Annotated in this window: 16 protein-coding genes; 4 read left to right on the top strand and 12 right to left on the bottom strand. The window is 51.4% G+C overall.

The genetic code is table 11. From position 1 onward, the window contains the following. The first annotated feature begins 666 nt into the window (after positions 1-666). Positions 667-1317, top strand: a complete 651-nt coding sequence (gene trhA / locus ST42_RS00340; RefSeq protein WP_042518375.1) for a PAQR family membrane homeostasis protein TrhA — start codon at positions 667-669, stop codon at positions 1315-1317. 132 nt (positions 1318-1449) lie between these two features. Here the strand turns inward: trhA and cysS are convergent, their stop codons facing one another. The 3 genes from cysS to ST42_RS00325 all read right to left on the bottom strand — a co-directional run bounded on the left by cysS (position 1450) and on the right by ST42_RS00325 (position 5717). Beyond that, a complete protein-coding gene (gene cysS / locus ST42_RS00335) occupies positions 1450-2940 on the bottom strand; it encodes a cysteine--tRNA ligase (RefSeq protein WP_044071807.1) in 1491 nt (496 codons plus the stop codon). A gap of 275 nt (positions 2941-3215) precedes the next feature. Next, entirely contained in the window at positions 3216-4106 is an 891-nt protein-coding gene (locus tag ST42_RS00330; protein ID WP_022317417.1) for a YitT family protein, read from the bottom strand. Between the two features lie 246 nt (positions 4107-4352). Beyond that, a complete protein-coding gene (locus ST42_RS00325) occupies positions 4353-5717 on the bottom strand; it encodes a hypothetical protein (protein ID WP_052488167.1) in 1365 nt (454 codons plus the stop codon). Here ST42_RS00325 and ST42_RS13945 point away from each other — a divergent pair. Beyond that, the gene (locus ST42_RS13945) at positions 5674-6159 is read left to right on the top strand and encodes a helix-turn-helix domain-containing protein (protein WP_197068894.1); all 486 of its coding nucleotides are present in this window, start codon (positions 5674-5676) and stop codon (positions 6157-6159) included. The genes ST42_RS00325 and ST42_RS13945 overlap by 44 nt on opposite strands. A 252-nt stretch (positions 6160-6411) precedes the next feature. Here the strand turns inward: ST42_RS13945 and clpB are convergent, their stop codons facing one another. The 7 genes from clpB to ST42_RS00285 form a co-directional block, all read right to left on the bottom strand. Next, complete coding sequence (gene clpB / locus ST42_RS00315; RefSeq protein ID WP_044071805.1) at positions 6412-9000, bottom strand: ATP-dependent chaperone ClpB; 2589 nt, start codon at positions 8998-9000, stop codon at positions 6412-6414. A gap of 441 nt (positions 9001-9441) precedes the next feature. Then, the gene (locus tag ST42_RS00310) at positions 9442-9792 is read right to left on the bottom strand and encodes a TM2 domain-containing protein (RefSeq protein ID WP_044071803.1); all 351 of its coding nucleotides are present in this window, start codon (positions 9790-9792) and stop codon (positions 9442-9444) included. A 306-nt stretch (positions 9793-10098) separates the two neighbouring features. Beyond that, on the bottom strand, positions 10099-10479 hold the full coding sequence (locus ST42_RS00305) for a DUF2752 domain-containing protein (RefSeq protein ID WP_022316606.1): 381 nt from the start codon (positions 10477-10479) through the stop codon (positions 10099-10101). 14 nt (positions 10480-10493) lie between these two features. Next, entirely contained in the window at positions 10494-10901 is a 408-nt protein-coding gene (locus tag ST42_RS14150) for a CD225/dispanin family protein (RefSeq protein WP_022316607.1), read from the bottom strand. A 230-nt stretch (positions 10902-11131) separates the two neighbouring features. Beyond that, positions 11132-11953: a GSCFA domain-containing protein gene (locus ST42_RS00295; RefSeq protein WP_042518364.1), complete on the bottom strand. Its 822-nt coding sequence runs from the start codon at positions 11951-11953 to the stop codon at positions 11132-11134. Between the two features lie 31 nt (positions 11954-11984). Beyond that, positions 11985-14864, bottom strand: coding sequence for a bifunctional fucokinase/fucose-1-phosphate guanylyltransferase (locus ST42_RS00290; RefSeq protein ID WP_044071802.1), 2880 nt, complete (start codon positions 14862-14864; stop codon positions 11985-11987). A 30-nt stretch (positions 14865-14894) separates the two neighbouring features. After that, positions 14895-17474, bottom strand: a complete 2580-nt coding sequence (locus ST42_RS00285) for a YfhO family protein (RefSeq protein ID WP_044071800.1) — start codon at positions 17472-17474, stop codon at positions 14895-14897. Positions 17475-18544: 1070 nt separating this feature from the next. Between ST42_RS00285 and ST42_RS00280 the strand changes: the two genes are divergently transcribed. Both ST42_RS00280 and ST42_RS00275 read left to right on the top strand, forming a co-directional pair. Further along, positions 18545-19228, top strand: coding sequence for a 5'-methylthioadenosine/adenosylhomocysteine nucleosidase (locus ST42_RS00280; protein WP_022316099.1), 684 nt, complete (start codon positions 18545-18547; stop codon positions 19226-19228). Between the two features lie 97 nt (positions 19229-19325). Further along, a complete protein-coding gene (locus tag ST42_RS00275) occupies positions 19326-19805 on the top strand; it encodes an S-ribosylhomocysteine lyase (RefSeq protein WP_022316098.1) in 480 nt (159 codons plus the stop codon). A gap of 65 nt (positions 19806-19870) precedes the next feature. On the opposite strand, the gene ST42_RS00270 is transcribed toward ST42_RS00275, so the two are convergent. Together ST42_RS00270 and typA are read right to left on the bottom strand one after the other, a co-directional pair. Continuing rightward, entirely contained in the window at positions 19871-21175 is a 1305-nt protein-coding gene (locus tag ST42_RS00270; RefSeq protein WP_044071799.1) for an MATE family efflux transporter, read from the bottom strand. A 213-nt stretch (positions 21176-21388) separates the two neighbouring features. Further along, a complete protein-coding gene (gene typA / locus ST42_RS00265) occupies positions 21389-23191 on the bottom strand; it encodes a translational GTPase TypA (protein WP_042518356.1) in 1803 nt (600 codons plus the stop codon). Between the last annotated feature and the right edge of the window lie 148 nt (positions 23192-23339).

Below are 23339 nucleotides of genomic sequence, written 5' to 3'. Positions count from 1 at the left end.
AACTTGTACATTTGGTCACAGCCATGGTCAGAAATCGCCAAACATTCACCCCTGAATATAAAATCTCAGCATAAATTGAAAATAATGGTCAAAACATTTGGATATTAACATAGAAAGCGATTTGGGTAAAAATTGGGCACGGTGCTTGCCCAACAGGGGCACGGTGCTTACCCATCCGGGGCACGCTGCTTGCCCCGGATGGGCAGAATTGCAGTCAGGCATCTGCCCAAAAGTTAATGTTGTAACACCCATGTTCCTATTTCCAGAATTCTGTCAGCGCATACGATTCCTGTCGTCTGAATTCGCCACATCTGACATTTTCTTTCATCAGCAAACCATCCAGACAGTTGGCTGACAATTGCCAGGTAGTCAACTACCTGTTTGTCAGAGTATTACGATGAAAAACCAGATGGTCTGACAGTTTTTGTGAAATTCTTGGTTTTTACTGAAAATCAGCGTTATGGCAACTTTTACTCATATCGATTAACTTTATTCCGCCAACGGGTTTGTTAAATATAAAAGATTGGGAACACGAAGTTTTTGAAGGTTTCGCTTTGCGCTTATCACGCCTTGCATTATCTTTGCATAAGATAAGCTGCGGCTCGGGATAAGATAAGAAACATTTCCTATATTCGACACTAAAGAAACAATTAATAAAAGGAGACAATGAAGATTCACTTTTCACATAAGGAAGAGTTGTGGAATTCGTGGTCGCATTTCGGCGGCGTGGTGATGGGCGTAGGCGTGGGCATCGCGTTCCTGATATTCTGTATCGGTCATCAGAACGCATGGGCTACGGCGGGCGTGTCGCTGTATCTCTTCGGCATGCTTTGCTCGTATATAGCCTCAACGGTGTATCATGCGCTGAGCGCACGGAGCGTATGGAAAGAGAGATTGCGCAAATGGGACCATGCCGCCATCTACTGGCATATCGCAGGCAGCTACTCGCCACTGACGCTGACGGCACTGAGAGAGGACGGCGCATGGGGATGGGGACTGTTCGTGTTTATATGGACGTGTGCCATCGTGGGCACGGTGATGAGTTTCAGAAGACTGAAGGACCACAGTAATCTGGAGACGGCGTGTTTCGTGGGTATGGGATTGAGCATCCTCGTGGCTTTCAAACCACTGATAAACAATGTGAGCGAGGCTGCGGTGATATGGATTATCGCTGAGGGAGTGAGCTATATCACGGGGGCCGTGTTCTACAGTCTGAACAAGCGCAAATACATGCACAGCGTATTCCATTTCTTCGTCCTCGCCGGCAGTGTGTGCCATATCATCGCCGTTTGGGATGTATTGATGCAATACCTTTAAACCCCAAACGGTCATTAGGGCTTAATCTGTTGATGACAGATTTGGGATAAACAATAATGCGGATTGCCTTCCTGCCAACAGGATAAGCAATCCGCATTATTTATAGTTCCAAGATTGTATTATCTATCTTATTTATTTGTTCAGTCTCCAGGTCACACCGTCCTTGGTGTCGTTCACCTCGAAGCCGGCCTCCTTGAGAGCATCGCGAATCTGGTCGCTCGTAGCCCAGTCTTTGGCAGCCTTTGCCTTGGCACGAAGGTCGAGCACCATATCCATGACCTTGCCGAAAGCCTCCTCACGGGCATCGCTGCTGTCGGCACGCTCGTCTTTGAGTCCGAGGATGTCGAAGGCGAAGGTGTGCATAGTGGAAGTAAGTTCGTCGAGACACTCGCTGCATATTGTTGCCTTATGGTCGATGAGCTTGTTGATCACGGTGCATGCCTCGAAGAGATAACTGATCACCTGTGGTGTGGCGAAATCGTCGTTCATGGCGTCGTAGCACTTCTGGCGCAGCTCCTTCACCACCTTCTCTGTCTCCGGGTCGCACTTGTCGCTCACGTTCACATGACCGAGGTCACTGATGCCGTTGAGCAGCTTCTCCAGTCCCTTCTCGCTTGCCTTCAGTGCTTCATTAGAGAAGTCAACTGTTCCGCGATAGTGTGCCGAAAGCATGAAGAAGCGGATAGTCATCGGCGAGTATGCCTGGTCGAGCAGACGGTGCTTGCCGGTGAAGAACTGCTCCAGGGTGATGAAGTTTCCGAGGCTCTTGCCCATCTTCTGTCCGTTGATGGTGAGCATGTTGTTGTGCATCCAGTATTTCACCATCTGGTCGCCCTGGCTTGCCACAGCCTGGGCTATCTCACACTCGTGGTGTGGGAACACGAGGTCCATTCCTCCGCCGTGGATGTCGAAGTGGTCGCCGAGGTATTTGCGGCCCATCGCCGTACACTCGCAGTGCCATCCCGGGAATCCGTCGCTCCAAGGACTTGGCCAACGCATGATATGCTCCGGCGACGCTTTCTTCCAGAGGGCGAAGTCTGCCTGGTTGCGCTTCTCCCCCACTCCGTCGAGCTGTCGGCTCTCGTTTATCACGTCGTCGAGGTTGCGGTGTGAGAGTATGCCATACTGGTATTTCTTGTTGTATTTCTCGATGTCGAAGTATACGCTGCCGTTGCTCTCGTAAGCGAATCCGTTGTCGATGATCTGCTTCACGAGTTCCTCCTGCTCTATGATGTGGCCCGAGGCGTGTGGCTCGATGCTGGGCGGCAGCACGTTGAGCGCCTTCATGGCGTCGTGGTAGCGGTTGGTGTAATATTGTGCTATCTCCATCGGTTCGAGCTGTTCGAGGCGTGCCTTCTTCTCTATCTTGTCGTCGCCCTCGTCGGCATCATGCTCCAGATGGCCCACATCGGTGATGTTTCTTACGTAGCGCACCTTGTAGCCGAGATGCTTGAGATAGCGGAATACGAGGTCGAATGTTATAGCAGGACGAGCGTGTCCCAGATGTGGATCTCCATAAACAGTAGGTCCACAGACATACATTCCCACGTTGGGGGCATGCAATGGTTCGAACGGCACTTTCCTTCTTGTCAGAGTATTATAAATCAAAAGTCTCTGTTCCATATCATTGTGTATTTGTTGTTATAATCTTTTTTCCTTGTCTCTTGTACTGTAGCCAGACCTTCCGTCAGAAAACGAATTGACGAGTTGGCGAGTAAACAAGGATATTCTTTTATCCTCTCAAGGAACATCACCGGCCGCTGCATTGCAGAATCCGGTTCAGGGTCCTTGTTTACTTGCCAACCCGTTTACTGAGAGAGAGTTCCCAGCTATTATGTCAATCCGCGGGATATGGGTAAAGCCTTGAGGCTGCCCTCGTTCCCGAGGGTATATCTCTATTATTTTATATTGTCAAAGCCTTCGCCGAAGATACCCTGGCAGTTGGTCTGCGACACAAGTGCATTGGAGTCAATCTTCTTGATATAGTTGTATATATCCTGCGACTCATGACGGCGAGCCATCACCACGAGGAGGTTCACCTCATTCTTTGAATACCATCCCTTACCCTCAACCACGGTAACACCGCGGCGCACGTTGTTGTTGATAACATCGGCAATCTCCTGGTATTTTCTTGATATGATGATAAACTGCACGGTCTGTCTTGCTCCGTTCACCACATAGTCGCACATATAGCTGGCAATCAGCGTGAAAGCCACACCATATACGATTGTCTCGGTGCTGTGGAAGAGCAGGTAGCTGGAAGAAATGATGGTGATATCCACAAACTGCATCGCTCTTCCGAAGCTCATGCGGAAATATTTGTTGAGCATGGCGATAACGATGTCGGTACCACCGGTAGAACCGTTGTGTGAATAGATAAGACCGAGTCCGCCACCACCGAGCACCGCTCCGATAAGAAGGTGCATGAATCTGTCTTCGCCGGCTGTGATTACAGGATGCGCAGCGAAGAATGGCTGGAAAACAGCCACTACGATAGACAATATCGTAACTCCCAACACGGTACGCACGATGAATTGTCTTGACAATGTCTTGATGGCGATGCCAAGCAAGAGAAAGTTGAGGAGCCAGATTGAATATGCTGGTGGGAAATGCCATGCATAGTAAAGAAGTGCCGAGCAACCCGACACGCCTCCCATCACAAATTTCTCAGGCAAGATGAATGCTGTGTAACCAAAGGCGTACATAATCACGCCAAGGGTCAAGAACATGAAGTCCTTAATCTGTTCACGGTCAATTCGCAGTTTAGCTGCTGATGCTTTAATGCTCATCGTTAGAAAGAATTTTATTTTGTTTAAATGTGTGTAACATGGCATAAGCCGAAGGGTATCGGCAATTTCCAGTGCAAAGATATAGAGAAAAGAGATAGCGTCCAAATTAAAACAAGAAAAAAGGATGGTAGATTTTCTTCTCCGCCATCCTTTATGATTTATATAGTGTCACCGATTATATAGAGGCCACGACAGCCGCTTTCCGGGCATATAGGGAATGCTGCGCGGCATCATGCCACAATAGCTCTATACCAGAGAGAGGCGGCGCTGCCGGCGCAGCTCCTTGAGACGCTGTTGGCGATGGAAACCGCGGAGCACTCCCATACCCACCTTGGGCCAGTCAGGGATATGTTTCACATGGCGGCGCACCATTGGGATGTCCCACAAGAGCATCAATATGGCAAAGAACAGGGCGGCGATGAGCGTCCAGCCGAACAGTATCTTGATGCTCTGCGCCATGAATCCCTGGGTGATGCTCTCCATCATAGCCGGGAAGTCGGCATGACGTGCCGACATCCTCACGCTGTCGATATAGCCGGAGCAGCGTGCAAAGCCGTCACCAACATAGTATTTCATCCCTCGGGCATGGAGCGAAGCTCCCACGAGTCCTCCCACGAACATATGGAGGACATTGAACACGGCGAGCGCCTGGAAGAAATGCTCGAACGACATTATTTCATGCAGACACCACATGAAGGCTATACACAACACGGCATAGCTGAACCCGCGCCACACCAGTGGCAGGCGGAGCTGTTCGATGGCGATGCTTGAATCCACGAGGAAATAGAACCCTCCGGCATAGAGACAGAAGGCGAACAATGCCACGGCGATGAGCTTGTACACATTCCAGCGCATGAGCTTGAGCCATCCCAACGAGAAGAGGCAACCTGCCCAGATTCCTATCAGCGACCACTGGTTGAGCTCCTCATAAGTGTGGTCGGCATAATGCATCACTTCTTCGTAGTATACCATCTCGAGCACGTGCTCCGTACTGAACAGAGCCTCCACCACTCCGATAAGCAATATCACAGGCACCACATTGTGGTATCTCCACATGGCTAACTCGAAATAGGGCTTCGGGTGATTGAGCATCCTTTGAAGGCATACGGCAAAGGTGAGCAGAGAGGAGCCTGAGACGAGGCGGAACTGCGAAGAGTGCCACCAGTCGAGCCAGTCGCCATAGTCGAGCAGCCATGCCACCTGCAACCAGAACACACACCACAACACCGCACCGAAGAAGTCTATACCCTTGAGCGGCACCATCTGCGGCATGGCATGGAAGGGGCGAGTGAGCAGTGCCTGGACGAGCAGCACACCTATCATCAGCAGGATGACCAGCCAGTGCATGTATGTCCAATGCATGTCGAAGGCGAACCATGCCGCGAGGTATCCCGTAAACTCTATCGAAGTGAGCAGCACGATATGCAGCAGCGGAAAGAACACGGCAAAGTCGCGCTTCGGCGTCATCCACAACTGTATGTTCGACATGCATTCGAAGGTGCCCTGTATCTTTGCCATTCCACACAACACGCACAGAATCCAAAGCAGGGGCAGCGGCAGACGGAACGTGGCAAGCAGGTTGCACACGATGATGACGAGTGCCGAAGCCATGTGTCTCGACCAACTCGTGCTTCTCCAGCTGAAGGCTTTCTTCGTAGGGTTCTACGACTATATCTACCGTTTTCCGCAGAAGCGCAAACCCGAAGAGGGCAGTCCGAGGGTAAGGGAACTTTTCAATCTCTTCATGATGTATCTCGAGACTCATTTCAAGGATTCGCGCGATGTGACATACTATGCCTCACTGCTGAACATCACTCCAAAATATCTCAACATTATAGCGCAGCGGGTAACGGGCAACACTGTGAAGGCGCTGATAAACGAATATGTTGTGATGCAACTGAAGCTATCGCTCTGCTCCGGCAACACGTCGATGAAGATGTTGGCTGGTGAATACAATTTCAGCGATCTCTCGTTCTTCTGCCGCTATTTCAAACAACACACGGGAATGACTCCCATGCAGTTTGTCAAGAGCGAAGCGCCCAAAAGGACTTGACGCCAATACTCCCCAACGGCCATCTACCCCGTTTAGCCATAATGAACGTTTAGCCATAATGAACATCAGGGATTAGTCATAATTACCGTTAGAAGTTCAATCATGACGCCTGTTTGTGGTTCAGTTCTAATGGCCGTTTGGCTATTAGGCTGATTGGGGATGGAAACAAAAAAACGGAATACTGGCCTTTGTGGTCAATACTCCGTTTTTTTCTTTATCATTCATTAATCAGTTTCATTCCTATACCCCGCATCAGTTTCTGAACTGCAGACCGGCGCCGTTGGCATCGATAACGATAGGTTTCTCGCGGCTTACCTCCTCGGCGAGGATTTTCTTTGAGAGATCGTTGAGCACGAGGCGCTGGATGGCTCTCTTCACCGGACGTGCACCGAACTCCGGGTCGAAGCCTGCGTCGGCAAGATACTGTATTGCGGCATCGGTCACGTTGAGCGTGAAGCCCTGTGGCTCGAGCATCTTCTTCACGGCGTTCATCTGCAACGTCACTACCTGTGCTATCTCCTGCTTCGTGAGCGGCAGGAACATGATAGTCTCGTCGATACGGTTGAGGAACTCCGGACGGATGGTCTTCTTCAGCATCTCCATCACCTTCTGCTTGGTGTCGCTGATGATAGTGTCGCGGTTCTGGGCGTTGAGCTTCTCGAACTCCTGCTGTATGTACTGGCTTCCGAGGTTGGAGGTCATTATCACGATGGTGTTCTTGAAGTTTACGGTCCTTCCCTTGTTGTCGGTAAGCCTACCGTCGTCGAGCACCTGCAGCAGGATGTTGAACACGTCGGGGTGTGCCTTCTCTATCTCGTCGAAGAGTACGACGGAATATGGTTTGCGGCGCACTGCCTCGGTCAACTGTCCTCCCTCATCATAGCCTACATATCCTGGAGGTGCTCCGATGAGTCTCGACACACTGAACTTCTCTTGATATTCGCTCATGTCGATACGCGTCATCATCGTCTCGTCGTTGAAGAGGTATTCGGCGAGTGCCTTTGCCAGCTCCGTCTTACCCACACCTGTGGTGCCGAGGAAGATGAACGAGGCGATAGGTCTCTTGGGATCCTGCAGTCCGGCACGGCTACGACGCACGGCATCGCTGACGGCGGTGATTGCCTCATCCTGTCCGATTACTCTTTTGTGGAGCTCCTCTTCAAGATGCAACAGCTTCTCACGCTCGCTTTGCAGCATACGCGTCACTGGTATTCCGGTCCAGCGGCTCACCACTTCTGCTATATCATCGGCAGTGACTTCCTCTCTCACCATGGCTTCAGCACCTTGTGCGTTGCGCAGCTGACTCTGTATGGCGTTGATGTCCTCTTGCAGCGACTTCAGTTTACTGTAGCGTATCTCTGCCACACGCTCATAGTTGCCTTCGCGCTCGGCACGTTCAGCCTCAATCTTCAGGTTCTCAATCTGCTGCTTGTCTTCCTGAATCTTGTTCACGAGGGCTTTCTCTCCTTCCCATTTGGCTCTATACTGCTTCTCCTGTTCTCTCAGGTCGGCAACATCCTTGTCGAGCTGATCAATCTTGGGCTGGTCGTTCTCTCGCTTTATTGCCTCGCGCTCAATCTCGAGCTGTTTCAACTTACGCGTAATCTCGTCGAGTTCCTCAGGCACGGAGTCACGCTCCATACGGAGTTTTGCTGCAGCCTCATCCATGAGGTCGATTGCCTTGTCTGGCAGGAAACGGTCGCTGATGTATCTCTCTGAGAGTTTTACGGCGGCAATGCAGGCATCATCCTGTATACGCACCTTGTGGTGGTTCTCGTAGCGCTCCTTCAGTCCACGCAGGATTGAGATGGCGCTCATCTCGTCTGGCTCGTCCACCATCACAGTCTGGAATCGTCTTTCCAGAGCCTTGTCCTTCTCGAAATATTTCTGATATTCGTTGAGTGTGGTGGCTCCGATGGCCCTGAGTTCTCCACGTGCCAATGCCGGCTTCAGGATGTTTGCGGCATCCATGGCTCCCTCTCCGCCTCCGGCTCCCACGAGGGTGTGTATCTCATCGATGAAGAGGATTATGCGGCCTTCGCTCTTGGTCACCTCGTTGATTACGCTCTTGAGTCTTTCCTCAAACTCGCCCTTGTATTTGGCTCCTGCCACAAGTGCTCCCATATCGAGAGAATAGAGCTGTTTGTCTTTCAGATTCTCCGGCACGTCACCTCTGACGATACGCTCGGCGAGTCCTTCCACGATGGCTGTCTTACCGGTTCCCGGCTCACCGATGAGGATCGGGTTGTTCTTGGTACGCCGAGACAGTATCTGCAATACTCGTCTGATTTCGTCGTCACGGCCTATCACTGGGTCGAGTTTGCCGGAGCGTGCCTGCTCCACGAGGTTCTTGGCGTATTTGTCGAGACTCTGATAGTTCTCGTCGCCGCTCTGCGAGCTCACCTTCTGTCCCTGCCGTAATTCGAGAATTGCCTTGCGCATGTCGTTCTCCGTGCACCCGGCGTCTTTCAATATTCTGCCTGCCGTGGCTCCATCTGAAATGACAGCCAGGAGAATCGTCTCCACGCTGACAAACTCGTCGCCCATCTGCTTTGCAAGGCTCTGCGATTTGGCGAGCACATTGTTGGCGTCGGTAGAGAGATATGGCTGTCCGCCCTGAACTCTCGGCAGGTGTTGTATCTCCTGGTCGGCAAGGGTCTCTATCTGCTGTGCGTTGACGCCGAGCTTCTGGAAGATGAAGTTGGCTACATCACGTCCCTTGAGGAGTATTCCCTTGAGGATGTGTACAGGTTCGATAGTCTGCTGACCGTTCTGCTGCGCGGTGTTGACGGCTTGCTGCACCACCTCCTGCGCCTTGATTGTAAACTTGTCGAATGTCATATTTTTATCTCCTTTCTTTTGTTATTATTCTTTATCCTGATTCTTTTTACCTTAACATCAAACAGTCATCAGGCCGTTTGAGATAATATCCTAAAGATGTGAAATCCAAACAAGTCTTAATGACCGATTCGGGTTTTGTTCATTCTGTTCGCTACCGATAGCGCAAAGGGCATACCACGCGAAGAAGCACGACAAATCGGCAGAAGTCTCTGACTATCAGGCATAAAAAAAGCCCCGCCAACCGACAAATAGTCAGAAAGCAGGGTATATTCTACCAATCTGCAATAGGCAGACCTTTCATCTGCAAGGTTTCAGTTCTTTTGTGTCATGGCTTTGCCTTGCTGATATAAAACACCACGACCTTAGAAAAAGATAGTAAACCACCGGAAAATGGGCAACGCCCGTGCCCAATTTCGACATAAATCCATTGACCGGAACAGATCAGAATCCGTTGCCCATCATACCGCCGTTTAGCAGCAGTTGGGCGTTCTTCTCCTTGGTCTTGTCCATGATGAGGAAGAGGTCGACGAGCCACCACACTCCACATCCGCCACAGGTGAGCAGCTTGATGACACCGAGACCAACATCGCCGATATACATACGGTCGATGCCGTAGCCGCCAAGGAATATTGATATCAGCAGACTGATGGTGGGGTCTTTCATCTGCATGAAGGCGACGTTGGCGGTATTGCTGTCCATTGTCTCCAGACGGCTCTTCACCATCGGATACATGTTTGCGGGAATCTTGCTGCCGTATACCATAAACAGCTGGTCTATCTGATTTCTGTCCATATCACAGGAGGGTTATCGGGTGAATATAATATTTTAACCCAAAACGGTCATTAGGCCGTTCAATGTAATATTTTATAACTGCTTGCAGTCTTTTGCTTTTTATAAGGCGTCTTTTGCTTGTTTTTAATTCGCAATAGCTCGCTATTACTCATCAAAAGCCAAACAAAATCCATCCTTCTAAAAAATCAAAATCCAAGCAAGCCCTAATGACCGATTTGGGTTTAAAGTTTCGCAGGCTTTCAATTTGCTTTGGCTGTAAACAAGGTGACAAGATACGAGTAGACAAGGGGGATATGTATATGGTCGTCAAATGCCAAGGATGTTTCTCACTATCATCCAGATGAAGAAGGTGATGATATAGAACCACACCACGCAGCGGTGTTCTATCACCCTGGCCAAGGCATCGCGCCTCTTGCCATGCGGCATCGCCCACTCCACTATGAAGAGCAGGGCGTATGGCAGCGAAAAGGCGAGATAATAGTTATAGCGCAGCGCCGCCATCGGTTCGCCGTGGAGCAGAGCATGCAGGAAGCGCTGTATGCCACAGGCGGGACAGCTCAGTCCGGTGATGAGTTTCATCGGACATTTGGGAGCGTAGACAGCGTTAGACGGGTCTACGAGAAACAGTCCGCCCAGGATGACCGCCGTTATACCTATTATTATATATATACGCTTGGAGTATGCCACCTGTCAGTTTTGCTCTACATCATTGCACTGCACATACCTGCCATGAAATAAAATATGAACGAAATTACATTAATCACCAATCCGGAGATAAGTCCTATCATACTCCATTTCTTGGCGTCGGCAGCTGATGCCACGGCAGCCTGATACTGACCTGCCATATAGAGTGAGTTCACCTGACTTGCCTTCACGATACCTACGATGCCGAGGGGCAGACAGCAACACAAAGTGACGAGGATGGCAAGCACCATATTGTTGTCTGGCTTTGGAGGCATGTTGCCGTTGCCGAAGCCATTCTGGAAGCCGCCGTTATTCTGGAAGCCACCATTATTCTGGAAGCCGCCATTGTTCTGATAGCCGTTGTTGTTACCATAACCGTTATTATACTGCTGATTAGGCTGCTGTGGTTGATAGTTCTGATCCATAACTGATGAGTTTTAGTTGGTTTAGTGGGTAATTACTCGAAACAATCTCATTGCCTCTTCAAAGGCATCCACCGCCATGACCATTCCTTTCTTTTGACTTGCGACGGTGCTCTTTCTTGTTTCTAATTACAAAAGTACATAAAAAAATGCAAAATGATTAACCCCGGACTTATTTTTTTCAATAAACAACAGAAAAACAACACAATAGAGGTCATCAGGCCGTTTGGTGGTTAGACATCAAGCAGCGGATAATCCTTTTTCAAGTCAGCGATTTTCTGCTGAGTGCGCTGCACGAAGAGCTTATGTTCTTCGCTGTCGGGATTGAAGGGCTTATGGCCGAGAGCCTCACGGATGGGTCGCCAGCGGTTGAGAAATACATTGGTGGCAGCACTGAAATATAGGGACGAAAGGCGCTCCCAGATATAGCTGACGGTCTGATCCGAGGGATGGAGCATGTCTTCCTTATAGAAGCGATAGTCGCGCAGTTCGTCGTTCACTATCTCATAGGCCGGGAAATAGCTGCAGCAGTCGTATTCACTACAGAGTTTGTCGGCAGCCAGAAGCAGTGTCGCCTTGGATAGCTGACTGCCATGGAATCCGTATTTGGCATAGCGGATGGGACTGACGGTCACTATCACCTTCAGGTCCCGACATACGCCACGGAGAATGCCTATTGCCTCGGCGAGGGCATCCCGACACTGGTCGATGGTGAGTTCTTCTTCCTGAAAGAGGCGTTGCGGACGCTTCTGGCAGTTGTCCACAATCTCGCCGGTCTCTCGCAGACGATAGACGTGGTTGGTGCCGAGGGTGAAGACGCACACCAGACGGTCGTAGCTGTCAGCTTGCAACGGCATGGCGAAGCGGCGCACGGTGTGCAGGATGCTCACCGGATTATACATCACGCCGTAGGGGTTCACCACGGCACGGAATTTTTCGTCGGCAAACCGGCGCCCGATATTGTCGGCGAAACAAGAGCCGACAAACAGCATCTGCTCCAATGGCTCTATGCTGAATGTCGGCTTTGGTATGTCTACTTCTGTTCTGAATATCATATCATCCAATGATTTTATCTTTGAGCCTCACTTAGCTGCGGCTCACCTGCAGACCGGTTTCGCTGAGCGTCATGTCAACGAAGCGGGCATTGGCGTTGGGACGGTTCTCATTGATTATCTTGCGGATGCGGGCTGCCGCTTCCTGATCTTTTGCCACCATATACAGATAGCCGCCGCCACCGGCTCCCGGCAGTTTGTAGCCGAGGCAGAGGTCGTCGACCATATTCGTTATCGCCCTCACGCTGTCGGGATTGGTACCGCTGTCCATCGCCTGGTTCTGCGTCCAGGTCTTGCGTATCAGTCCTCCCATGCGCTGGAAATCGGCACGCTGTATGGCGTCATACATGTCGAGCGTATGGCATTTCATGTCTCTGAGCATAGCGAGTTCTCCACTGTGGTTGAGGAACATCCGTCTGACTATCTCCGAGAGGATGGTCTTTGCCGTGCGTGTGATTCCTGTGTAGTACAGCAGATGGCAAGCCTTGTATTCATTGCGGGTGAAGAGGTCGCCCGGCAACCAGCGCACCGTAGGGTTCTGGTCGAAGCCACGCTCCGTCTGCAGCAGTTTCACTCCTTCGAGCACTCCGCCGAACTGGTCTTGCCAGCCTCCACCGGTGGTGAGCATCTGCTCCAATGCCAGAGTGCGCCTGCCTATCTCTCCCTTGTCCCAGGAGAGTCCGCAGAAGTCGTTCAAGGCTCCAAGCACTGTGGCGGCGAGCACACTGCTCGTGCCCAGTCCGCTGCCGGCAGGGATGGCAGATAGCAATGTCAGTTCTATTCCGCAACCGAATACCATCAGCTGGTCTTTCAGCGTATTGTGCTGCTCCACGGCGTATGCCGGAAGGAATCCGGCAAGGGCGAGGGCTGCCTTGGGGATGGAGAACGGACTGCCCACGTGTCTGAAGTCAGCGAGCTGTTCGAATGTCGTTATCTGCTCAGAGGCTCCCAGGTCGATGCTCCGCAGTATGATATGCGGTTCGCTGCAGGGTCTGATGTATGCCTGCAACGGCGGCTGGCCGTTGAGTTCTATAGCGAGGTTTATCACGTTTCCGCCTTCCATCAGGCAATATGGCGGCGTATCGGTCCATCCGCCGGCGATGTCGATCCTCACCGGACTGCGTGCCCACACTATCTGGTCGGCATATACCGACATGCGTGGCTGCTGCTTCACGGCGGCCTGCGGAGCGATGAGCCCCTGACGGAGAAGGGCGAAAGCCTTCTCTTCAAATTCCGCCGAACCAGAAGTGTCGCCGCAGCGTCTCGACAGTTCTGAGCGGAACATGTTGTCGTGTATCCTCGTCAGCAGCGGAGCGGAGTCGGCAATAGGTTCCGGAGCCGGGATGCCGTAGAGGGCAAACTCCTTTGCGGCATCGCTGAGGTCCACCTGATAGAACACGCTGTGGCGATAGTTCTTTGCCACCGATGCCCAGCTCGACGCTCTGAATTCGTTGCGCTGTCTGGTGAGGCGTTCGAGGTCTGCCTCGTTAGAGATGTCGTCAGCACTGAGGCGGCGTGCCTCCTGCCAGAGAGCGAGAGCTTCATCACGTTCCTCCTCGCTGAGCTCCTGTCTGCCGTCTATCATCCAGCGCAGCAGCAGCTGCATGCCGTAGGTATCGTATACCACTGGGAATATGCGGGCAGACTGCAGGTCTTCTTTTCCGTCGATGCAGTTTATATCTATGTTGCGCTCTGCAGCCCATTGCGTGAATGGCATTCCGAGGTATTCCACTGATGGGTCGGAGAGATTGCCACGGAACTTGTCATTGAATCCATAGGGGCGCACCACGTATCCGTTCTCTTCCACCGGCACGATGTCAACACACTGTCCTGGCTGCAAATGCAGGCTCCAGTCATTCTCCGGCACTCCGGTGATGATATTCTCGCGGGTGAGAGTCCAGTTCTTGCCCACCCAACTGTTCTCTATCCAGATGTTCTGGTTCTCTGCCGTCAGCTGACAGTCTCTCTCAGCATTCTGCACGAAGAGTGAGGGATGCGGCTTGAGGGAGTGGTGCATGATTTCGCGCTGGTCGTTCACGAGGTTCTGTATGGCGAGCGTGGATGAGAGTATCTCGTGGCTCGTGCCATAATGGTAGAACTCGCCGCCCGGCAACGGGAGCACGGCGACGGTGAGGTCGGCCAGGTCACTGTCTGGCGACGTCGGTTTGTCGCCGAGGGCGCAGCCGAACTCTGAATACATGTCGTAGTTGATTATATCGCCACTTGTCAGGTCGCCATTCTTCAGCGATTTCTTCATGAGCATCTTCACCGCCTTGTCGCTGAGCAGCCAGATGCCGATGTCGGTGAGATAGAGGTGGGTGTTGAGAAGTTCGCCCAGAGTCTTCACCGATGGCTTCTGGAGCATGCATTCCATCTCTGTGGGGTTGTCGCGGCGCGACACGAAAACGCCGTGGTCTTTGGCTATCTCCGGTCCGAGCCATAGTCCGTAGCACACCACGTCTGCCTCGGGTATGTCGCCCAGGGGGGCGGTGGCACGGATATACACGTCACCGCTCACTATCATAGTGTGAAGCGAGCGTGGCGCTGCATCCATTATCTGCTTATATAGCGGTATCTGCAACGAGAGCAGATCTTGCGACAGTCTCTGTCCGCGCTCCCATCGAAACACGGGTATCGGCGTCAGAATCTTTCCCGACGGGGCGTATGCAGGCAACCGTCGGCTCTGTCCGCCGGCATGCAGGATAAGGCGTCTGTCGGCAGAAAGCCATTCGTCGAAGGTCTTTCCGGCGGCATCGGCGGCATAAGCCTGTTGCAGCAGCCATGTGGTGCCGCCTCCCGAACCGAGTTTCTTCCCTACCGGGTCATTGGAGCAGAACCACTCCTTCCTGTCGTATCCGGTGATATCATGAAAGCAGTCCACCAAGTTTGGCGGAAGTGACAATAGTTTCTTCATCTTAGATCTATAGTTTGTCAGTTTCGGTTTCTACTCTTCTGTCTTGCCTGCCTTGCGTCTTCTGTATTCTCTATATACGAGCAGCAGGAGGATTACGACGAGCAGTGAATATCCTATATAGGCAATGGTCTCTGTGGTAGTCACCGTGGCTGGCTTGAAGGTGAGCACCACCTTGTGTTTGCCCGGTTTCACGTTGATGGCACGCAGGATATAGTTCACCCGTCCCATCCCTACCGGCTGTCCGTCAACGGTGGCTGTCCAGCCCGGATAGTACACCTCTGAGAACACCACTACTCCACCCTTGTCGGAGTTCACGTCGTAGGTCAGCTCGTTTGGCTGGTATGAGGTGATGGTGACGAGCGAGTTGCCGTCCTGCTTCGTGGCGTTGCCTATCTGCCGTGCGAATTTCTTGTCTGCCACAGCCTCGTGGCGCAGGTCTATCTTCGCCATAAGATCCATCTCCTGGTTGGCATTGTCTACGAAGCTTACCTTATCCACAAACCATGCCACTCCATAGGCATAGGGGTTCATGATAGGCACTGTCTGTCCGCCGTTGAGCGGCATCACGAAATATTTGGCGTTTAGCATGCTTATCACAGGATAGATGCTGTCGCCGTTCACCTTTGTCATGTCTCCGCCGGCCTCAACGATTGCCGTCATAGCCTTCTGCATCTGCGGCTGGATATAGCGCTCTATCATCTCCTGATAGCGGCGCAGCTTGGCCGGATGGTATCCGCCGAGACTCTTGTGGAAGTATGACGTCTCGTTCTCGCTGAAGGTATTCGACGCGAAGTTGAGCACGCGGTAGTTGCCACACTCGGTCTTGTCCTGCAGTATCTGCTTGTCGGTAGCCGTCATCTGGATAGGATTCTCGCGCACGCTCTTCTCCACGAACATTCCGTCGTTGAGATAGCGTTTGTCTATCTGCCACATGTCAACGAGACAGAGCACGCAGATGAGTCCTACCATGGCTTTGGCATTGAGTTTCCTGTATATGAAAGCCATGAGGAAGGCGCTGCCGATGAGTATGATGAAGAACGAGCGCCAGCAGTCTGCCGTAAACACGGCGATGCGCATCTGGCGAAGGTTGGCGAGCAGCGGATTGAGATATTCCTGAGGTATCTGCGAGAGAGCGCGCATCTCGTTCTGCGACACGAAGTCGGAGAAGAATGCCGTAGGCATCAATGCAAAGGCGAGGGCAATTCCTGCCGTCATAAGGAAGCTGATGAGGATATAGTCGCGCTTTTTGCGGGCGAAGACTGACAGCCACGACACGAATATCGTAACCGGCAGCTTGTCGCGCATGGTGAGTTTCTCCTGCAACACTTCCGGGTGTTCTATTAATTCCTTCAGGGCGAGCATGGCGAGGAGCGGGATGGTGAACTCGGCGATGACGAGTATCGACGCCACGGTGCGGAACTTGGCATACATCGGCATATAGTCGATGAAGAAATCTGTCAGTCCCATGAAGTTATGTCCCCACGATAGCATCACGGAAAGATAGGTGGCTGCCACGAGCGCCCACTTTATAGGTCCCTTCACTATCAGGGCTCCCAGGAAGAAGAGCATCAGCACGAAGGCTCCCACATACACCGGCCCGCTGGTCATTGGCTGGTCGCCCCAGTATTGTCCGAGCTGCTGGTATACCTCCATGAACTGCGGGTCTGCCTTCTGCATCGCCGTCTCGCTCTGCGCCAATGGCACCGAGGCTCCTCCCTTGGTGTTTGGCACGAGCAGCGTCCATGTCTCGTCCACTCCGTAGCTCCACTGAGTGATGTAGTCGCGCTCCAGTCCGCTGTCGGTCTGGTTGGCTGAGCGCTGCTTCACGAGCTCGCTCTTGCCTCTCATCGACTCCTTGCTGTATTCCCAGGTGTGATAGAGGTTGCTGAGGTTGATGCTCACTCCGATGAGGGCTCCGAGGGCACACACTCCGGTGGCTTTCAGGAAGTGTGCCATCTGCTTCTTGCGGATGGCGTCAACGAGGTATGCCACTACCATGAAGAAGATGATGAAGAGATAATAGTATGTCATCTGCACGTGGTTGGCAAATATCTCAAATGCCGTGAAGAGCGCCGTGACGAAGAGTCCCCAGAGGTATTTTCCTCTGTATGCCAGCACAATACCTCCTATCATAGGCGGCAGATATGCCAGTGCCATCACCTTCCAGATATGTCCGGCAGCGATGATGATGAGGAAATAGCTGGAGAATGCCCACACCACGGAACCGAGCGCTGCAAGATAGGTCTTGAAGTTGAACGCCCTGAGCATGATATAGAATCCGAGCAGGTAGACGAAAAGATACCACACGTTTTCGGGCAGTCCCAGATGATACACGTCTACGATGTCTGTGAGCGTGGTGAGACTCTTGTATGCCGGCGAAATCTGATATGTCGGCATACCGCAGAATCCGGATCCCGTCCAGCGAGTGATGTCGCCGTCGGTGCGGTCACGATATTCCTGTGCTTCATGTCCGAGTCCTACTCCGGCTTGGGAGTCGTGGCGGAAGAGCACCTTGCCGTCGATGTCGGCAGGAAAGAAATAGGCGAAAGAAATCACTGCAAAGAGCAGCACTGCCAGCACGTCCGGCAGATATTGTTTCCAGTTTTTCATTATAGCTATAAATTGTTTATTGTCTTCTTTTCGTTTGCAAATTTAGACAAAACAAATGAATTACAGGTATCGGGAAATGGAAAGTTGAACTTTGCATTGCAAAATTATATATTATGATTACCCGTTGGCGGAATTAATTTAACCCAAATCGGTCATTAGGGCTTGCCTGGATTTTGTTTTTTAGAAGAGTGGATTTTGTTTGGCTTTTAATGAGTAATAGCGGGCTATTGCGAATTAAAAACAAGCAAAAGACGCCTTATAAAAAGCAAAAGACTGCAAGCAGTTATTAAAATTATACATTAAACGGCCTAATGACCGATTTGGGTTTAAGTTGGTCGATATGAGCAAAAGTTGCCCATATCGCTGATTCTTAGCAAAAACGAGAATTTCTGAAAAACTGTCAGATTGTCTGGTTTTTTGTCGTAATATTCTGGCAATCAGACAGTTGACTGTCAGGCAATTGTCAGCCTATTGTCTGGATGGTTTGCTGATGAAAAGAGAATTGTCAGATGAAAAGAATTATCAGATGAAAGGAATTCAGACGACAGGAATTGTATGCGTTGGCAGAATCCTGAAAACAGGAATATGGGTGTTACAACATTAGCTTATTGGGCAGACGCCTTACAGCAAATCTGCCCAACAGGGGCAAGCACGTTGCCCATGATGGGTAAGCACGTTGCCCCACTTGGGCAAGCACGTTGCCCATTTTAACCCAAATCGGTTATTAGGGCTTGCTTGGATTTTGTTATTTTAGAAGAGTGGATTTTGTTTGGCTTTTAATGAGTAATAGCGAGCTATTGCGAATTAAAAACAAGCAAAAGACACCTTATAAAAAACAAAAGACTGCAAGCAGTTATTAAAATTACACTTTAAACGTCCTAATGACCGATTTGGGTTTAACACAAACTGACATTAGGATTAAGTATGCACTAATCTAATTCCGCCAACGGGCTATGATTACCTTTAAATAATAAGCTAAGCGGCATCTCGGGATAAGAAATGAAGGAATTCATTTCGTTCTCCACTCGATTTGCATTACCTTTGCAAAAAGATTAAAAAGAAAACAGAATATGAAAATAGGAATTATCGTCGCCATGGACAAGGAGTTCGTACAGTTGAAGACTCTACTGAGCGACACCACGGTGGAAAGGTTCCACCACAAAGACTTCGTGACCGGACGCATCGGAGACAAAGAGATCATTCTACAGAAATGCGGCATAGGAAAGGTGAACAGTACTATCGGAGCGGTGGAGATGATTGACCGCTACGCTCCCGACCTCGTGATTTCTACCGGCGTGGCTGGTGGCGCCGACGTGGAGATGAACGTCACCGACGTGGTGGTGGGCACGGAATATGTATACCACGACGCTTACTGTGGCGACGAATGCGAATACGGACAGATTATCGGCATGCCGGCAAAATTCCAGGCTCCCAAGGAACTCGTGGAGAAAGCACTGGCGGCTGGCGGCGACACTCCGGTGCATGGCGGACTGATAGTGAGCGGAGAATGGTTCGTTGACAGCAAGGAGAAGATGGGGGGCATCTTGGAGCATTTCCCGAACGCAAAGGCTGTGGACATGGAGAGTTGCTCGATAGCACAGACGTGCCACATATACCACGTGCCGTTCATCAGCTTCAGAATCATCAGCGACATACCGCTGAAAGACAACAAGGCTTCGCAGTATTTCGATTTCTGGGCGCGCCTCGCCGAGGGATCGTTCAACGTGACAAAGCATTTCCTGCAGAGCATCTGACAATCTGAATATATTCGTAAGGAGGATTGCCGCTATGACGGTGCCCCCTGACAAAAGCAGAACTGAATATCCACAACAAAAAAATACAGTAAGCACTATGAAGAAGATTCCAAGTTTCACCATCAATCACGAACTGTTGCTGCCGGGCATCTACGTATCTCGCAAAGACGAGGTGGGCGGCGAAGTGGTAACGACATTCGACATTCGCATGAAGGCGCCTAACCGCGAACCGGCTCTACACGCCGGAGCGCTGCACACCATAGAGCATCTGGCCGCCACATATCTGCGCAACGACGAGGAGTGGAAAGACCGCATCATATATTGGGGACCGATGGGATGCCTCACCGGAAACTACCTGCTCATCCGCGGCGACTACGAATCGAAGGATATCGTGGAACTGATGAAACGCACGTTCCAGTTTGTTGCCGGATTCGAAGGTGACATACCTGGCGCTGCTCCTAAAGACTGCGGCAACTGGCTCCTGCACGACCTGCCAATGGCACGCTGGGAATCGAAGAAATATCTCGAAACACTACGCAATATTAAGGAAGAGAACCTGGTGTATCCGCAGAATTGAAAAAATCTGCGGACATAAGGATAAAGCAAGTCAAACCATACCCCTAAAACGGTCATTAGGGTTAATTACTCCACTCGCTTCATCTCTCTCCTCCACAGCAGGGTCTGGGCAATGCCTCTCATCGCCATATAGGCGAGGAAGGCTATCCAGAGGGCATGGTTGGCAAGGGAGGAACGCAGGGAATAATACACCGTGAAGAAGGTGGCTGACGAGAAGAACATCGAGAGGAGCATGCCGCGGGTCTTGGTGCAGCCGATGAAGACTCCGTCCCAGATGAATGCCGCCATTCCCAAAAGCGGTACCAACGATGCCCAGAATGAATATCCATGGGCTGCTGCCACCACAGTATGGTCGTCGGTGAGCAACGACAGGAACGCGTCGCCTCCTATTATATATAATAAGGTGAATATCACGGTCATCGCAGCTCCCCATCCGAAGAGGTTGCGCACAGACTGCTGCAGTCCCGACCTGTTGCCGGCACCGTAGTATTTGCCGCTTATCGCCTCGCCGGCATAGGCGAAACCGTCCATGAAATATGAGAATATCATATAAAACTGCATCAGCAGCGTATTGACGGCAAGCACCGTCTCACCCTGCCATGACCCGGCGGAGGTAAAAAAGAGCATCACGCTGATGAGACAGAGCGTGCGCAGGAAAATGTCGCGGTTTACTCCAAGGAAACCTTTCATCGAACGCCATGCGAAGAGGGCTTCTGACTGGAAATGTTTCCACAGTCTGCCATACGCCACTACCCACATCACCACTGCCATAAGGAATCCGGCATACTGAGCCACGAGGGTGCCGAGGGCTACGCCTTCCACCTTCATTCCCAATCCGAAGACGAGACCGAGACTCGCCACGATGTTGACCACATTCTGGGTTATCGCTATGACCATCGGCATTCGGGAATTCTGCATCCCGATAAACCATCCCGTGAGACTATAGAGACAGAGCATTGCCGGGGCGCCCCATATCAGAATGTCGAAATAAACTTCGGCAAACTCTCTCACTGTCGCAGAGGGCTGCATCACGCTGAGTGCCATCTGCCTCAATGGCACCTGCAGCAGTATCATCACCAACGCCACCGCCAGAGACACTCCCACCGACCTGACAAGCAGGCGCACTGCCTCGGTGAGGTTGCGCTGTCCGAGAGCCTGTGATGTCATGCCGCTCGTTCCCATGCGGAGGAATCCGAACAGCCAATACATCACGTTGAATATCATTCCGCCCACGGCGATGGCTCCAATGTATGCTGCCGAACCGAGGTGGCCCACTATCGCCACATCGATGAGTCCGAGCAGGGGCACGGTGATGTTGCTCACGATGGCTGGCAGGGCGATATGGAGTATCCGTCTGTTGAGGTCTGTCATTTTCTTTTTTATTATTCTGTTGTTGGGATATGTGGCAATGTATGATGGATTTGAAGAATAGAATAAATTCAACGCCCATCGTTGGTATCCATCAAAAAGAGGCGTGTCGGAAGCTCTCTTCAAACTCCTTCACGCCTCTGTATATTTGATGCTGCCTTGACCTGGATAGGTCATCGGGGTATCAGCTGCGCTTTTCCTTTATGGGAAAACGCTTTATTCCTTGTTGGAACGCTTGCGCTCCAAGTGGTCGAGCAGTATCTTGCGCATACGCATGCTCTTCGGAGTCACCTCCACGAGCTCGTCGCCCTTGATATATTCGAGAGCCTCTTCGAGAGAGAGCACCGTGCGTGGCACGATACGAGCCTTGTCGTCGGAACCGCTGGCACGCGTGTTGGTGAGCTGCTTTGCCTTGGTCACGTTCACCACGAGGTCGTTGTCGTGAACATGTTCGCCTACTACCTCTCCGCCGTATACTTCCTCACCCGGATCGATGAAGAACTTACCGCGGTCTTGCAGCTTGTCGATAGAGTAAGCATATGCCGTGCCGGTCTCCATGGCTATCATACTGCCGTTTACACGACGTGTGATTTCGCCCTTGAACGGCTGGTATTCCTTATAGCGGTGTGCCATGATGGCTTCGCCCTGTGAGGCGGTGAGCACGTTGGTACGCAGACCGATGATACCACGCGACGGGATGTCGAACTCGATGTCAACGCGGTCGCCGAGGTTCTGCATGGATGTCATCTCTCCCTTGCGGCGTGTCACCATATCAATCATCTTGCTGGCGAATTCCTCCGGCACGTTGATGGTGAGCTCCTCGACAGGTTCGCATTTCACTCCGTCTATCTCCTTGTAGATAACCTGTGGCTGGCCCACCTGCAGCTCGTAGCCCTCGCGACGCATGGTCTCGATGAGTACCGAGAGATGCAGCACTCCTCGTCCGCTGACAATCCACTTGTCGGTGGAATCCTCAAAAGGAGCCACTCTCAGGGCGAGGTTCTTCTCCAGCTCCTTCTTCAGCCTGTCGCTGATGTGACGGCTGGTAACGAACTTTCCTTCGCGGCCGAAGAACGGTGAGTCGTTGATAGTGAAGAGCATACTCATGGTAGGCTCGTCGATGGCGATTGGAGGCAGTGGCTCAGGGTTCTCGAAGTCGCAGATGGTATCTCCGATCTCGAAATTCTCCAGACCTACCACGGCACAGATGTCGCCGCTCTTCACCTCTTCCGTCTTGGCATGTCCCATTCCCTCAAAGGTGTCGAGCTCCTTGATCTTGGTCTTCTCCATAGAACCGTCGCGGTGGGCGATGGTCACGTTCATACCGTCTTTCAGCGAACCGCGATGCACGCGGCCCACGGCGATACGGCCTGTATAGCTTGAATAGTCGAGACTGGTGATGAGCATCTGTGGTGTTCCGTCGAGCATCTTCGGAGCCGGTATCACCTCAACGATCTTGTCGAGCAGATACTCGATGTTGTCGGTTGGCTCCTTGTAGTCGGCGCTCATCCAGCCGTTCTTGGCACTTCCGTATACAACGGGGAAGTCGAGCTGGTCTTCTGTGGCATTGAGAGAGAACATCAGGTCGAACACCATCTCGTAAACCTCCTCCGGGCGACAGTTTGGCTTGTCCACCTTGTTTACCACCACGATTGGCTTGAGTCCTATCTGCAGGGCCTTCTGCAATACGAAACGTGTCTGTGGCATCGGTCCCTCGAAGGCATCGACGAGAAGCAGACATCCGTCTGCCATATTGAGCACACGCTCCACCTCACCACCGAAGTCGGAGTGTCCCGGAGTATCTATGATATTGATTTTTGTACCTTTCCAGTTAATTGAAACGTTCTTTGAGAGGATGGTGATACCACGCTCACGTTCCAAATCATTGTTATCCAACACTTGGCCGCTCAGGTCCTTTCCGTCACGGAAGAGGTTTCCGGCCAACATCATCTTGTCCACCAATGTAGTCTTACCATGGTCTACGTGGGCAATAATCGCAATGTTTCTGATATCTTGCATAATTTACCTTAATAATATGAGTGCAAAGGTAGTGTTTTTAATTTACATGACAAATAAGCGCATGCCATTTCTTTCATTTAGCAACAGATTATTAACACGACTCGTGCAATAATCAGTGTATCGGGGCGTTTATATAAAAAGGTAAAAC

The sequence above is a fragment of the Prevotella pectinovora genome, from assembly GCF_000834015.1.
Taxonomy (GTDB): domain Bacteria; phylum Bacteroidota; class Bacteroidia; order Bacteroidales; family Bacteroidaceae; genus Prevotella; species Prevotella pectinovora.
The sequence above is the reverse complement of the archived record's forward strand: the minus strand, read 5'-3'. Positions and strand labels throughout refer to the sequence as shown.

Coding starts and splice junctions, on each gene's coding strand:
- ST42_RS00290 (WP_044071802.1), bottom strand. CDS start 14,864: ATGAAGAAACTATTGTCACTTCCGCCAAACTTGGTGGACTGCTTTCAT.
- ST42_RS00280 (WP_022316099.1), top strand. CDS start 18,545: ATGAAAATAGGAATTATCGTCGCCATGGACAAGGAGTTCGTACAGTTG.
- ST42_RS00325 (WP_052488167.1), bottom strand. CDS start 5,717: ATGGCTTCGGCACTCGTCATCATCGTGTGCAACCTGCTTGCCACGTTC.
- typA (WP_042518356.1), bottom strand. CDS start 23,191: ATGCAAGATATCAGAAACATTGCGATTATTGCCCACGTAGACCATGGT.
- clpB (WP_044071805.1), bottom strand. CDS start 9,000: ATGACATTCGACAAGTTTACAATCAAGGCGCAGGAGGTGGTGCAGCAA.
- cysS (WP_044071807.1), bottom strand. CDS start 2,940: ATGGAACAGAGACTTTTGATTTATAATACTCTGACAAGAAGGAAAGTG.
- ST42_RS00330 (WP_022317417.1), bottom strand. CDS start 4,106: ATGAGCATTAAAGCATCAGCAGCTAAACTGCGAATTGACCGTGAACAG.
- ST42_RS00295 (WP_042518364.1), bottom strand. CDS start 11,953: ATGATATTCAGAACAGAAGTAGACATACCAAAGCCGACATTCAGCATA.
- ST42_RS14150 (WP_022316607.1), bottom strand. CDS start 10,901: ATGGATCAGAACTATCAACCACAGCAGCCTAATCAGCAGTATAATAAC.
- trhA (WP_042518375.1), top strand. CDS start 667: ATGAAGATTCACTTTTCACATAAGGAAGAGTTGTGGAATTCGTGGTCG.
- ST42_RS00310 (WP_044071803.1), bottom strand. CDS start 9,792: ATGGACAGAAATCAGATAGACCAGCTGTTTATGGTATACGGCAGCAAG.
- ST42_RS00275 (WP_022316098.1), top strand. CDS start 19,326: ATGAAGAAGATTCCAAGTTTCACCATCAATCACGAACTGTTGCTGCCG.
- ST42_RS00270 (WP_044071799.1), bottom strand. CDS start 21,175: ATGACAGACCTCAACAGACGGATACTCCATATCGCCCTGCCAGCCATC.
- ST42_RS00285 (WP_044071800.1), bottom strand. CDS start 17,474: ATGAAAAACTGGAAACAATATCTGCCGGACGTGCTGGCAGTGCTGCTC.